The following is a 12,981-nucleotide window of genomic DNA, read 5'->3' as shown; positions in this document are numbered from 1 at the left end:
TCCGGTCCACGCCCTGGACAGCCGCACGATCTTTCGGGCCCGCCCACCCGATCACCACCACGGCGTGCAATGATGTGCGCCATCTGGACCAACCGCATCACCAACTGCATACCGGCCGCTTGAATCCGCGCGGGAGAGTCCCCGCACGCCGCAAGGCGGTGCGTGGGCGCCGAAGGAGCAAGAACCTCCCTTGAATCTCTCAGGCCCCGTACCGCGTGGATGAGGCAGATCTGAAAAGCGAGCTGCTCGGCAGCTCCACCCAAGGTGCAAGCCGGAGATCCCTGACGCGTCAGGAACTCTCGGCGAACCTCTCAGGTTCCGATGACAGATGGGGAGGACCCCTCCTCGTCATGTCATGCCCTGGGACCCGGGAGCCACACCCATGAGCACTGCCCCCCGCCTGACCGCCCTCGATGCGCTGCACCGTTCCCTCGGTGCGACCATGACCGACTTCGCGGGCTGGGACATGCCCCTGCGGTACGCGAGCGAGCGCGACGAGCACAACGCCGTCCGCACCAAGGCCGGTCTCTTCGACCTCTCCCACATGGGCGAGATCACCCTGACCGGGCCGGAGGCCGTCAAGGCCCTGGACTACGCGCTGGTCGGCAACATCTCCACCGTCGGCGTCGGCCGCGCCCGCTACACGCACATCTGCCGGGAAGACGGCGGCATCGTCGACGACCTGATCGTCTACCGCCTCGGCGAGACCGAGTACATGGTCGTCGCGAACGCCTCCAACGCGCAGGTCGTTCTGGACGCGCTGACCGAGCGCGCGGCCGGCTTCGACACCGAGGTCCGCGACGACCGCGACGCGTACGCGCTGATCGCGGTGCAGGGCCCGGAGTCCCCCGGCATCCTCGCCTCCCTCACCGACGCCGACCTGGACGGGCTGAAGTACTACGCCGGCCTGCCGGGCACCGTGGCCGGCGTGCCCGCGCTCATCGCGCGTACGGGCTACACCGGCGAGGACGGCTTCGAGCTGTTCGTCTCGCCCGAGCACGCCGTGGAGCTGTGGCAGGCGCTGACCAAGGCCGGCGAGGGCGTCGGCCTGGTCCCGGCCGGCCTGTCCTGCCGCGACACCCTGCGCCTGGAGGCGGGCATGCCGCTGTACGGGCACGAGCTGACCACCTCCCTCACCCCGTTCGACGCGGGTCTGGGCCGGGTCGTGAAGTTCGAGAAGGAGGGCGACTTCGTCGGCCGCGCCGCCCTGGAGGCCGCCGCCGAGCGCGCCGCCACCAACCCGCCGCGCAAGCTGGTCGGCCTGGTCGCCGAGGGCCGCCGCGTCCCGCGCGCCGGCTTCCCCGTCGTCGCCGACGGCCAGGTGATCGGCGAGGTCACCTCCGGCGCCCCGTCCCCGACCCTGGGCAAGCCGATCGCCATGGCGTACGTCGACGCGGCGCACGCCGCGCCCGGCACCTCCGGCGTCGGCGTCGACATTCGCGGTACGCATGAGCCGTACGAGGTCGTCGCTCTGCCGTTCTACAAGCGGCAGAAGTAGTCCTTGTAGTCAGGCCTGCCGCCCGGGTGCCCCGTGCGGCGATGTCGCAGTACCCAAGACCACCGTTCGTTTCCACCCCCGCGCATCCAGGAGAATCAGGTCATGAGCACCCCCCAGCAGCTGCGTTACACCAAGGAGCACGAGTGGCTGTCGGACGTCGTTGACGGCGTCGCGACGGTCGGCATCACCGAGTTCGCGGCCAACGCGCTCGGTGACGTCGTCTACGCCCAGCTCCCCGAGGTCGGCCAGACCGTCACCGAGGGCGAGACCTGTGGCGAGCTGGAGTCGACGAAGTCGGTCAGCGACCTGTACTCCCCCGTCTCCGGTGAGGTCGTCGAGGCCAACCAGGACGTCGTCGACGACCCGTCCCTGGTGAACTCCGCCCCGTTCGAGGGCGGCTGGCTGTTCAAGGTGCGCATCTCGGAGGAGCCCAAGGACGTGCTCTCCGCCGAGGAGTACGCCTCCCTCACCGCCGGTAACTGACCCCAGGGGATCCTGATGTCCGTACTGAACACCCCTCTTCACGAACTCGACCCCGACGTCGCCGCAGCCGTCGACGCCGAGCTCGTGCGCCAGCAGTCGACCCTGGAAATGATCGCGTCGGAGAACTTCGCTCCGGTCGCCGTCATGGAGGCCCAGGGCTCCGTCCTCACCAACAAGTACGCCGAGGGCTACCCGGGCCGCCGCTACTACGGTGGCTGCGAGCACGTCGACGTCGTCGAGCAGATCGCGATCGACCGGATCAAGGCGCTGTTCGGCGCCGAGGCCGCGAACGTGCAGCCGCACTCCGGTGCGCAGGCCAACGCCGCCGCGATGTTCGCGCTGCTGAAGCCGGGCGACACGATCATGGGCCTGAACCTGGCCCACGGCGGTCACCTGACCCACGGCATGAAGATCAACTTCTCCGGCAAGCTCTACAACGTGGTCCCGTACCACGTCGACGAGACCGGCGAGGTCGACATGGCCGAGGTCGAGCGCCTCGCCAAGGAGTCCAAGCCGCAGCTGATCGTCGCGGGCTGGTCCGCCTACCCGCGCCAGCTGGACTTCGCCGCCTTCCGCCGCATCGCGGACGAGGTCGGCGCGTACCTGATGGTCGACATGGCGCACTTCGCCGGTCTGGTCGCCGCGGGTCTGCACCCGAACCCGGTGCCGCACGCCCACGTCGTCACCACCACCACGCACAAGACCCTCGGCGGTCCGCGCGGCGGTGTCATCCTGTCGACGCAGGAGCTGGCCAAGAAGATCAACTCCGCGGTCTTCCCGGGTCAGCAGGGCGGTCCGCTGGAGCACGTGATCGCGGCCAAGGCCGTCTCCTTCAAGGTCGCGGCCTCGCCGGAGTTCAAGGAGCGCCAGGAGCGCACCCTGGAGGGCGCGAAGATCCTCGCCGCCCGCCTGGTCCAGGAAGACGTCAAGGCCGTGGGCGTGGACGTCCTCACCGGCGGCACCGACGTGCACCTGGTCCTGGTCGACCTGCGCAACTCCGAGCTGGACGGCCAGCAGGCCGAGGACCGCCTCCACGAGGTCGGCATCACGGTCAACCGCAACGCCATCCCGAACGACCCGCGGCCGCCGATGGTCACCTCGGGTCTGCGGATCGGTACGCCGGCCCTGGCCACCCGCGGTTTCGACGCCGAGGCCTTCACCGAGGTCGCCGAGATCATCGCGCAGGCGCTGAAGCCCGCCTACGACGCCGAGGCCCTCAAGGCGCGCGTCTCCGCGCTCGCCGCGAAGTTCCCGCTGTACCCGTCGCTCTAGGCGCCGGCCCGGAGGGGGCCCGGCCTTGTTTTGCACAGGGTCGGGCCCTTTTCATGACCAAAGCCCCAGGTGGATGCGGCCCATTGCCACTGAAAGAACAAAAAAACGGCAAATAGGCTCGAAATAAAGGCATCCCCCTCAGGACGGACACCCCCATGGACATGAGCGCAGCCAACAAGAAGGGACTCAGTCTCTTCGCGCTGGTCATGATCGGCATCGGCTCGATCTTCGGATCGGGCTGGCTCTTCGGCGCCGGTACGGCCGCCCAGGTCGCCGGCCCCGCGGCGCTCGTGGCCTGGGTCATCGGCGCGGTCTTCATCGGCATGATCGCCATGTCCTACGCGGAGGTGGGCGCGGCCTACCCGATCCCCGGCGGCATGGCCCGGTACGGATCCATCTCGCACGGCCCGGTGCTCGGCTTCATCACGGGCTGGGCGGTGTGGATCGCGGTCGCCTCGCTGATCCCGATCGAGTCGATCGCGGCCACGCAGTACATGTCCTCCTGGAGCTTCGGCTGGGCCAAGGAGCTGGTGGACGCGCAGTCCCACCAGCTGACCGTCTTCGGCATGGCGGTGGCGCTGGTCCTGACCGTGCTGCTGTGGCTGTCCTGCTACTGGTCGGTCCAGCTGCTGGCGAAGATCAACTCGCTCCTCACCCTGGTCAAGTTCGCGATCCCGGTGCTCGCCGTCGTCGCGCTGATCGCCTCCGGCTTCCACACCGACAACTTCACCGCCCACGGCGGCTTCGCCCCGAACGGCTGGACCGCCGTCCTGACCGCGGTCACCACCTGCGGCGTGGTCTTCGCCTTCAACGGCTTCCAGGCCGTCGTGAACCTGGGCGGCGCCGCCAAGAACCCCGGCCGCGCCATCCCGATCGCCCTGGTCGGCGCGCTCGCGCTGGGCCTGGTCATCTACCTCGCCCTCCAGGCCGCCTTCCTGGGCTCCGTGCCGCCGGAGCACCTGGCGCAGGCCGGCGGCTGGTCGGGCGTGAACTTCAACTCGCCCTTCGCCGACCTCGCCAAGCTGCTGATGATCCACTGGGTCGTGGTGATGCTCCAGTTCGGCGCCTTCATCTCCCCCGCCGGCTCCAACATCGCCAATGTGGCCTCGGCCGCGTACATGGTTCAGAACCTCTCCGAGACCGGCTTCTTCCCGAAGAAGCTGGCCCAGACCCACCCCGTCTACGGAACCGCGCGCCCGGCGATGTGGATGAACCTCGGCTTCTCGGTCCTGTTGCTGGTCACCGTCGGCCACAGCTGGAAGACCCTGGCTCCGATCATCTCGGCCGCCATGGTGATCTCGTACCTGATCGGTCCGGTCGCGGTGGGCGTCTTCCGCCGTACGAAGCCCGGTCTGCCCCGTCCGTTCCGCCTCCCGGCGGCGAGGATCCTGTGCCCGCTGACCTTCGTCTTCGCGGCCTGCGCGCTGTACTGGTCGAAGTGGCCGAACACCGGCATCGTCACCGCCCTGACCCTGCTGGCCGCCCCGATCGCCGCGCTGGTGCTCTCCCGCAAGGGCGAGCGGAACCTCGCGCGGCAGTTCGCCCCCGCCTGGTGGATCGTCTTCTTCCTCGGCGCCCTGTCCCTGCTCTCCTGGCTCGGCTCCGCCGACTTCGGCGGCCGCGGCGCCATCCCGGGCGGCGTGGACATCGCCCTGGTGGCGGTCATGGCCCTCGGTACGTACTTCTGGGCCGTGCGGGCGGGGGTGAAGGCCCACCACGCGGGCCTGCCCGGCCCCGACCCGGTCCTCGACGCCGACACGGCCGCACGCGGCGACGTACCGGCTCCGGAGCGTGAGCTGACACCCGCCTGACCCGTCCGCGTAACGCACACCACCTCGTCCGGCAGACGAGCCGTTCACGTCACCGCGATAAGCTCGCCTGCCGGACAAAATCCGCAATACACCTCTCCTGCCCCCTCCCACCCCACGAGCAGACAAGGGAGTCCGCCAGTGGCCATCTCCGTCTTCGACCTCTTCTCCATCGGCATCGGCCCGTCCTCCTCCCACACGGTCGGTCCGATGCGCGCGGCGCGCATGTTCGTGACGCGGCTGAAGAAGGACGGCGTACTCGCCCAGACGGCGTCCGTACGGGCCGAGCTGTTCGGCTCCCTCGGCGCCACCGGCCACGGCCACGGCACCCCCAAGGCGGTGCTGCTGGGCCTGGAGGGCCACTCCCCCCGCACGGTCAACGTGGAGACGGCGGACGACGAGGTCGAGCGCATCCGCAAGACCGGCCGGCTGCGGCTGCTGGGCACGGAGATAGGTGCCGGCCACGAGATCGACTTCGACGAGCCGAACCAGCTGATCCTGCACCGCCGGCGCTCGCTGCCGTACCACGCGAACGGCATGACCCTCTTCGCGTACGACGCGGCCGGCGCCCCGCTGCTGGAGAAGACGTACTACTCGGTCGGCGGCGGTTTCGTCGTGGACGAGGACGCGGTCGGCGAGGACCGGATCAAGCTCGACGACACGGTGCTGAAGTACCCCTTCCGCTCCGGCGACGAGATGCTGCGCCTCGCGAACGAGACCGGCCTGTCGATCTCGTCCCTGATGCTGGAGAACGAGAAGGCCTGGCGCACCGAGGAGGAGATCCGCGAGGGCCTCCTGGAGATCTGGCGCGTCATGCAGGCCTGTGTCGCGCGCGGCATGTCCCGCGAGGGCATCCTGCCGGGCGGCCTGCGGGTCAAGCGCCGGGCCGCCTCCACCGCGCGCCAGCTGCGCACCGAGGGCGACCCGATGATGCACCGCAGCGAGTGGACCACGATCTACGCGATGGCGGTCAACGAGGAGAACGCGGCGGGCGGCCGGGTCGTCACCGCGCCCACCAACGGCGCGGCCGGGGTCCTGCCCGCGGTCCTGCACTACTACATGAACTTCGTGCCCGGCGCGGACGAGGACGGCGTGGTCCGCTTCCTCCTCGCGGCCGGTGCGATCGGCATGCTGTTCAAGGAGAACGCCTCCATCTCCGGCGCCGAGGTCGGCTGCCAGGGCGAGGTGGGCTCGGCCTGCTCGATGGCGGCGGGCGCCCTCGCCGAGGTGCTGGGCGGCACCCCGGAGCAGGTGGAGAACGCGGCCGAGATCGGCATGGAGCACAACCTGGGCCTGACCTGCGACCCGGTCGGCGGCCTGGTGCAGATCCCGTGCATCGAGCGCAACGGCATGGCGGCGGTCAAGGCCGTCACCGCGGCGAAGATGGCGATGCGCGGCGACGGCAGCCACAAGGTCTCCCTCGACAAGGTCATCAAGACCATGAAGGAGACCGGCGCCGACATGAAGATCAAGTACAAGGAGACGGCCCGCGGCGGCCTCGCGGTCAACGTCATCGAGTGCTGAGGTTCCAGGACCGCTGAGGTTCCAGGACCGCTGAGGTTCCGGGCCCCGTCCGGCCGTCGCATCCCGCGACGCCGGCCGGGGCCTTTTCCCCGTCGTGTCCCCGTTCCGCGGTCGCTACCCCCGCAGAGTGACTCCGTATGCCGCGCGCAGTCGGCTGATCTCCCACCACGCCACCGCCGACACCGATGCCGGGCCGCAGATCAGAGCGCAGATCTCGATGATCAGCGGGCCCGGCGGCATTCCGGTCATGACCAGGTTGATGACCGCGAGCTCCCACACCAGCACACCCGTCAGCAGGGCCGGAAGCGCGGCGTGCACCTCCGCGGTACCGAACGAGGAGCGGACCAGCGTGGCGGACGCGAAGCAGACGAAGAACAGCATCCACACCGCCGGCGCGAGCGCGGGAAGCGCGAGGAACGTGCCGTAGAAAGAGGACTGCAAGCTCCGGACGACGAGGTTCGTGCCCATGAACAGCAACGGCACGGCCGTGAACGCGGCGAAGTACAGGAGGGCCGAGCGCACGGCGGGCCGGAGGCGGGCGCGCATCCCCGGCCTCGCGGCCTCGGGTGCGAGCCGTAGCAGGACCAGGATCACCGCGGGTGCGGTGAGAAGCAGCAGCCACGGCGTGATGGCGAGCCTGAGCAGGTACTGCCCCTGCATCTCGGCAAGGTCCGACTCGGTGCCGTAGAGCACGAGGATCAGGAGCGACGCGGCCAGCGCGACCACGGCCCTGATCTTCTGTACGCGCACCACCTGCGGATCCGACATGCTGCGGTAGACGTGCGGAGGGAACGTCACCCGCGCCTGCCGGCGGGCCGAGCGAGCCAGCGGATAGGCCAAGGCCGGGATGAGGATCGGCCACAGGCAGAACACGACCGCGACCCACGCGCAGCCGTTCATGGGCGCCCGCTTCAGCAGCTCCCGGAACGGGGGCCAGTCACCCTCGCGAAACTGCTGCCAGAGCGGGCGGTGCTCCACGTACGGGGCGTAGGGCGGCACGTGCGGGTACGGACGTGAGGCGGGGTACGGAGGGGCGCCGGGCTGCGGCGGCACGCTCGGCCGTGGCGGCGCCTGACGTCCGTTCGGCTGCCCTGTCGGGCCGTACGGGTTTTGTCCCCCGAATGTCACGCCGGTTTCCTTCCATGTGATGCGGGACGAGTACGCAGCGAAGGGTCCCGTGGGCATCCGCCGCCACCGACACAGTCAACTGTCAACACGGCCTGCGGAGATGGGGTTGCGAGCACCTGCCCGGCAATCGCCCCGGAAGCACCCTGACCGGGCCCGACCCTTCCTGGCAAGATCATCACATGCGAACCGGCGAGGAACCGGCGAAGCGTCCGGTGCCGCCCTCGCCGCGAAGCCTGGCAGCCCCATCGGCCCGGAAGCCCGTAGAGCACCGCCCACACCGCCCGGTGCGCGCCGGGGTCGACAACCGCCCGAGCCTGTTCCGGTCGCGCCGACCGGCCCCGGTGCGGGTGCAACCGATGCCGTGCGTCCGATGTCTTCACATTTGACGCATTTGTCCCCAGTCTCTGGAGAATCGAGGGGACGTCATGATCCACCGACAGTTCCGCCGGATCGTGGCCCTGGCCTCCGGTGTCCTGCTCACCGCGGGGCTCTCGCTCGCCGCTCCGGCCGCCTCCGCCACCGCCACCGCCACCGCCACCGCCACCCGGGCGCAGTCCGGCAGCCCGCTCGTGGTCAACGCCCGCTGGGCCGGGCACCCCACCTATGACCGGATCGTCATCGACGTCCGGGGGTACGTCCCCACCGCGACCGTCACCCCCGTCCGGCAACTGGTCCACGACGGGTCCGGCACGCCCGTGCCGCTGCCCGGGAGGTACTTCCTGGAGATCCGCCTCCATCCCGCCGCCGCCCACGACGACGCGGGCGGGAACGTCTACCTCGGGCCCCGGCTGCAGAGGATCGACCTGCCCAAGCTCAAGGGCATCGCGCTCACCGGGGACTTCGAGGGGTACGTGACCTTCGGCGCCGCCTTCGACACGCTGCCCTACTACCGCGCCTTCCCCCTGCACTCACCCGAGCGGTTCGTCGTCGACATCGCCCGCTGAGCCCTGCGCTAGCGGTGCTCGGGGTTCGGGAAGTCGAAGCGGCAGCCGGCGTCCCACAAGGAGCGCTGGTTGCCGTGCGCGGGGATACCGCCCGCGCCCTTGATGAGGGCGGCCAGGTGCATCAGGTTCCAGGACATGAAGGCGGTGTTGCGGTTGGTGAAGTCGTTCTCGGGGCCGCCGGAGCCCGGGTCCAGGTAGGACGGCCCGGGTCCGGCCTCGCCGATCCAGCCCGCGTCGGCCTGCGGCGGGATCGTGTAGCCCAGGTGCTGGAGGCTGTAGAGGACGTTCATGGCGCAGTGCTTGACGCCGTCCTCGTTGCCGGTGATGAGCGCGCCGCCGACCCGCCCGTAATAGGCGTACTGGCCCTGCTCGTTCAGGATCGAGGAGCAGGCGTAGAGCCGCTCGATGACCTGCTTCATCACCGAGCTGTTGTCACCGAGCCAGATCGGGCCGCAGAGCACGAGGATGTCGGCGTCCATGACCTGGCTGTAGAGCACCGGCCACTGGTCGGTCTCCCAGCCGTGCTCGGTCATGTCCGGCCAGACCCCGGTCGCGATGTCGTGGTCGACGGCGCGGATGAGCGACGTGCGGGCTCCGGCCGATTCCATGACGGCCCGGCTCTTGTCGATCAGGCCCTCGGTGTTGCTGACCTCGGGCGATCGCTTGAGCGTGCAGTTCACGAAGAGGGCGGAGAGGTTCGAGTAGTCGAGTTCGGCAGCCACTCCCCCACCCTGGCCGGAGCCGGGAGGCGCCGCCACCCGGCCGCGCCCGGACGGGGCCGGCGGGCCCCGGTCTTCGGGCTCCGGCCCCGGGGGCCTTCGTCGCGGGCCTGGTCGCCCACGACCCGGCCTCGGGGACCTGGCGATCCGCTCGCCCCCCGAACTCCGGAGGCGGCGCCCCCCCTGCCAGTAGGCAGGTTCGCCGCTCATGAGGACGCCCTACGCCGCGAGCGGTGAGCGGCTGACCTGCGGGCCGCGCGGGCCCCGCGACTTCTTCCACTCCCGGCTCGCCGTGAGCCCGGACGGACAGCACCTGCTGTCCGCCGGCTGGGCGTGGAGCCCGCTCGGCCTCGTGAGCGCCCACGACCTGGAGGCGGCAACGCCGAACCCCTCACTGCACGTCCCCAACCCCGTGACGGCCCTCCACGGCGACGGCACCCGCGTGGCGGTGGCCGTGGAGAAGGGGATCGCGGTCCTGGAGCTGCCGCGGGCCCGGCAGGACCGGCATATCTAGGATGGCGGCATGTCCCTCCCGCACGCCATCCTCACCGCCCTGCTCGAAAAGCCCTCGTCCGGGCTGGAGCTGACCCGGCGGTTCGACAGGTCGATCGGGTACTTCTGGTCGGCGACCCACCAGCAGATCTACCGGGAGCTGGGCCGGCTGGAGGAGGCGGGGCTGATCCGGGAGCTGCCCAGCGAAGTGCCGCTGCGGGGGCAGAAGAAGGAGTACGAGGTCCTCCCGGCGGGCGGTGCGGAGCTCGCGCGGTGGGTCGGCGAGAGCCAGGACCCCAAGCCGATGCGGGACCCGCTGCTGCTGCGGATCCGCGCGGCGGGCGTCGTGGGGCCGCAGGGGCTCGGACCGGAGCTGCGGCGCCATCTGGAGCTGCACCAGCGACAGTTGGCGCAGTACGAGGCCATCGAGGAGAAGGACTTCCCACCCGGGCGGGACGCCGTGGAGGACCGGCTGCGCCGGCTCGTGCTGCACGGCGGGATCGCCCTGGAGACGTTCTGGCTGCACTGGCTGGAGGAGGCGCTGGGCGAGGTCGAGGACATGACCTTCGAGGACATGACCTTCGAGGACACGACCGTCGAGGACGCGACCGGGCCACGGGCCCCCGGGGCATGACCGCGCCCCCGCTCGGCCGGGGCCGGGCGGGGGCTGCGGGTACGGCTACTTGTTCAGGGAGGCCCAGAACTCGTCGAAGCTGAGCAGGCCGTCGCCGTTCTCGTCCTTCGCCGCGATCACGGCGTCCGCGACCGACGCGGTGACGAACGGGTCGCCCATGGCCGCCATGGCCGCCTTGAACTCCTCGGCCGTGACGAAGCCGTCACCGTTCACGTCGAACTTGCCGAACGTAGCCCGTGCGCTCTCGATGTCCGCCACTGGGTCCACCCCTTCTTGGTGCTTGTTGACCGGCCCAGGGTAGCCCCCGCCCGGGGCGGGGGCCGCCGCGGGTCCCGGTCAAGCGGCAGAAAGAAATTCAATTAACTCCCGGGTAGGCGGAATCTATAATTCCACCCAACAATTGCGGCACCCCCTTGTCACGCTCCGGGATCAACGCATAACGTAACGGCATTGCCGCCACACCAGGAGCGCAGGGCTCCCCGGGACTAGTGGCATAAAGGGCGATCACTCAAATGACGATCACAGACGACGCATCATTCGAAGTTCTGCCCTTCACCCGTACCTGCCGACACATCTGGGAAGACGGCGACCATGTGCTCATCGGGGTGAGCCCCGGAAACAGCTACTTCAGTTCCGAGCGCATCGCCGACCTCGCCCAGTGGGCCGTGACCCGCTTCGCGCAGGTCGACTTCGTCTACGCGGACCTCCACGTGGACCGGATGTTCGCCGCCTTCGGCTACACCCGGGAGCACGCGGAGAAGCGCGCGACGAAGGAGATCAAGGCGGTCCGGCGCAGGATCGTCAAAGGCGTGTCGGAGTTGACCGCTCCGCAGGTGGAAATCCGAGTGAGGGCGCTTTCCGAGTTCCAGTCGAACCCTGTTTACCAGCTGCTGCACCGACGGGTTCTGCATTTCCTGGAAACCGACGATGAATTCCGCAAGGGCTGCGAGGAGATGGCCCTTCACTTTGTCGGGTCGAAGTTGCCGGAAGGTAAATCGATCACCGACGAGCAGTTGCGCGTCTGTTTCGACTACATGGCAGCCGAGCTGCCGTTCTTCGTGGACACCCCGAGCATCCTCGACGTCCCGTCCTCCGTGGCCGCGTACCACGTGAAGATGCCGCTGACGGACGTCCTCTTCGCGCGCGGCGGGGGTCTGCGCGCGACCCGCAACCAGGCGTACGCCGTCGTCAGGCCCGAGAACACCACGACCGGAGGGGACCTCGATGAGTGTCGAGCAGCTTGACCCGAACACCCCGGAAGGGCAGCCGCTCCTCGACTTCCCGCTCTCGCGCCGCGGCGACGTCCTGCCGGAGGAGTGCTCCTGGCTGCGCGAGAAGGCCCCGGTCGCCAGGGTCCGCACCCTCACCGGGGACCCGGCCTGGCTGGTGAGCAGCTACGCGCCGGCCAGGCAGGTACTGGAGGACGAACGCTTCAGCCTGAAGGACACGGCGAACGCCGGGGTCCCGCGCCAGTACGCGCTGACGATCCCGCCCGAGGTCGTCAACAACATGGGCAACATCAACAGCGCGGGGCTGCGGAGCGCCGTGATGAAGGCCCTGAACCCGCGCCAGGCAGGGCTTCAGGACCGGCTGCGCGCCAAGGCCGGCGAGCTCCTCGACGCCCTCGTCGCCGAAGGGGGCCCTGCCGACCTCCGGGCCGGTTTCGCCGACCCCTTCTCGGCGGCCATGCACTGCGAGGTGCTCGGGGTGCCCTTCGAGGACTGGCGCCGGCTGATGTCGGGGCTGGACGTCGCGTTCATGACCGCACGCGAACCGTTCGCCGACTCGGCCCTCAACTGGTACAAGGACGTGGGCTACTTCGCCGGGCAGTTGAAGGCGCAGCTCGCACTGGACCCCGAGGAGCGTACGGGGCTCCTCGGGAAGTTCGCCGAGCTGCGGGAGGCTGACCCGGAGTCTGCGCACCTGACCGACGAGATGTTCGCCACCGTCGCCGTCTCCCTCTTCGGGGCGGGCGCGGTGTCCACCTCCGCCTTCCTGACGCTCGCGGTGCTCGCGCTGCTCCAGAAGCCCGAGCTCATCGGGTACCTGCGCGCCCACCCGGAGCGCATGGGCCGGGCCGTGGAGGAGCTGCTGCGCTGGAACCTGTCCGTCGGGGACGGCCTGCCGCGCATCGCGCTGGCGGACGTGCAGGTCGGCGAGGTGCTGATCAGGGAGGGCGAACTGGTGCTCGTCCTGCTGGAGGGGGCCAACTTCGACCCGGCGGCCTTCGAGAACCCGGACGAGCTGGACCTGGAGCGCGACAGCGCGAACGCCAACCTCGCCTTCGGCGCCGGCCGGCACTTCTGCCCGGCCTCCGCGCTGGGCCGGGCGCACGCCGAGATCGCGCTGGAGGTGCTGGTCGAGCGGCTGCCCGGGCTGCGCCTCGCGGTCCCCGCGGAGAACCTGGTCTGGCGTACGGGCTTCATCAAGCGTCTGCCGGAGCGGCTGCCCGTCGCCTGGTAGTACCGGACCGGGGTCC

The 12,981-nt window shown here is 69.9% G+C and carries 13 protein-coding genes and 1 riboswitch; of the genes, 10 read left to right on the top strand and 3 right to left on the bottom strand.

Annotation, left to right across the window (positions count from 1 at the left end):
- Positions 1–120: 120 nt before the first annotated feature.
- A riboswitch (glycine riboswitch) is annotated at positions 121–224 on the top strand.
- 158 nt (positions 225–382) lie between these two features.
- The 5 genes from gcvT (at position 383) to ACIQ5Y_RS17425 (ending at position 6,585) form a co-directional block, all read left to right on the top strand.
- Positions 383–1,498, top strand: a complete 1,116-nt coding sequence (gene gcvT, locus ACIQ5Y_RS17445) for a glycine cleavage system aminomethyltransferase GcvT (RefSeq protein WP_384587839.1) — start codon at positions 383–385, stop codon at positions 1,496–1,498.
- A 102-nt stretch (positions 1,499–1,600) separates the two neighbouring features.
- Positions 1,601–1,981 carry a glycine cleavage system protein GcvH gene (gene gcvH, locus ACIQ5Y_RS17440; protein ID WP_403880584.1) on the top strand — a complete coding sequence of 127 codons (381 nt, stop codon included), beginning with the start codon at positions 1,601–1,603 and terminating at the stop codon, positions 1,979–1,981.
- Between the two features lie 15 nt (positions 1,982–1,996).
- Positions 1,997–3,253 carry a serine hydroxymethyltransferase gene (gene glyA / locus ACIQ5Y_RS17435; protein WP_403880582.1) on the top strand — a complete coding sequence of 419 codons (1,257 nt, stop codon included), beginning with the start codon at positions 1,997–1,999 and terminating at the stop codon, positions 3,251–3,253.
- A 155-nt stretch (positions 3,254–3,408) separates the two neighbouring features.
- Entirely contained in the window at positions 3,409–5,064 is a 1,656-nt protein-coding gene (locus ACIQ5Y_RS17430; RefSeq protein WP_403880580.1) for an APC family permease, read from the top strand.
- A 138-nt stretch (positions 5,065–5,202) separates the two neighbouring features.
- On the top strand, positions 5,203–6,585 hold the full coding sequence (locus tag ACIQ5Y_RS17425) for an L-serine ammonia-lyase (RefSeq protein ID WP_403880578.1): 1,383 nt from the start codon (positions 5,203–5,205) through the stop codon (positions 6,583–6,585).
- A 114-nt stretch (positions 6,586–6,699) separates the two neighbouring features.
- Here the strand turns inward: ACIQ5Y_RS17425 and ACIQ5Y_RS17420 are convergent, their stop codons facing one another.
- Positions 6,700–7,563, bottom strand: a complete 864-nt coding sequence (locus tag ACIQ5Y_RS17420; RefSeq protein WP_403880576.1) for a hypothetical protein — start codon at positions 7,561–7,563, stop codon at positions 6,700–6,702.
- Positions 7,564–8,138: 575 nt separating this feature from the next.
- Here ACIQ5Y_RS17420 and ACIQ5Y_RS17415 point away from each other — a divergent pair.
- On the top strand, positions 8,139–8,657 hold the full coding sequence (locus ACIQ5Y_RS17415; RefSeq protein ID WP_403880574.1) for a hypothetical protein: 519 nt from the start codon (positions 8,139–8,141) through the stop codon (positions 8,655–8,657).
- A gap of 8 nt (positions 8,658–8,665) precedes the next feature.
- Here ACIQ5Y_RS17415 and ACIQ5Y_RS17410 read toward each other — a convergent pair whose 3' ends face one another.
- Positions 8,666–9,379 (bottom strand): flavodoxin family protein, encoded by a 714-nt coding sequence (locus tag ACIQ5Y_RS17410; protein WP_403880572.1) that lies wholly within the window; start codon positions 9,377–9,379, stop codon positions 8,666–8,668.
- Positions 9,380–9,584: 205 nt separating this feature from the next.
- On the opposite strand from ACIQ5Y_RS17410, the gene ACIQ5Y_RS17405 reads away from it, so the two are divergent.
- The gene (locus tag ACIQ5Y_RS17405) at positions 9,585–9,890 is read left to right on the top strand and encodes a hypothetical protein (protein WP_403880571.1); all 306 of its coding nucleotides are present in this window, start codon (positions 9,585–9,587) and stop codon (positions 9,888–9,890) included.
- 9 nt (positions 9,891–9,899) lie between these two features.
- Positions 9,900–10,502, top strand: coding sequence for a PadR family transcriptional regulator (locus ACIQ5Y_RS17400; protein WP_403880569.1), 603 nt, complete (start codon positions 9,900–9,902; stop codon positions 10,500–10,502).
- A 45-nt stretch (positions 10,503–10,547) separates the two neighbouring features.
- On the opposite strand, the gene ACIQ5Y_RS17395 is transcribed toward ACIQ5Y_RS17400, so the two are convergent.
- Entirely contained in the window at positions 10,548–10,760 is a 213-nt protein-coding gene (locus ACIQ5Y_RS17395; protein ID WP_403880567.1) for an EF-hand domain-containing protein, read from the bottom strand.
- A gap of 254 nt (positions 10,761–11,014) precedes the next feature.
- Between ACIQ5Y_RS17395 and ACIQ5Y_RS17390 the strand changes: the two genes are divergently transcribed.
- Together ACIQ5Y_RS17390 and ACIQ5Y_RS17385 are read left to right on the top strand one after the other, a co-directional pair.
- Complete coding sequence (locus tag ACIQ5Y_RS17390; RefSeq protein WP_403880566.1) at positions 11,015–11,746, top strand: tRNA-dependent cyclodipeptide synthase; 732 nt, start codon at positions 11,015–11,017, stop codon at positions 11,744–11,746.
- Positions 11,727–12,965, top strand: a complete 1,239-nt coding sequence (locus tag ACIQ5Y_RS17385) for a cytochrome P450 (RefSeq protein WP_403880564.1) — start codon at positions 11,727–11,729, stop codon at positions 12,963–12,965. Before ACIQ5Y_RS17390 ends, ACIQ5Y_RS17385 begins: the two co-directional genes overlap by 20 nt.
- The last annotated feature ends 16 nt before the right edge of the window (positions 12,966–12,981 follow it).

Origin of the sequence: Streptomyces sp. NPDC096339, assembly GCF_044762985.1 — a bacterium.
Classification (GTDB): Bacteria; Actinomycetota; Actinomycetes; order Streptomycetales; family Streptomycetaceae; genus Streptomyces.
The sequence above is the reverse complement of the archived record's forward strand: the minus strand, read 5'-3'. Positions and strand labels throughout refer to the sequence as shown.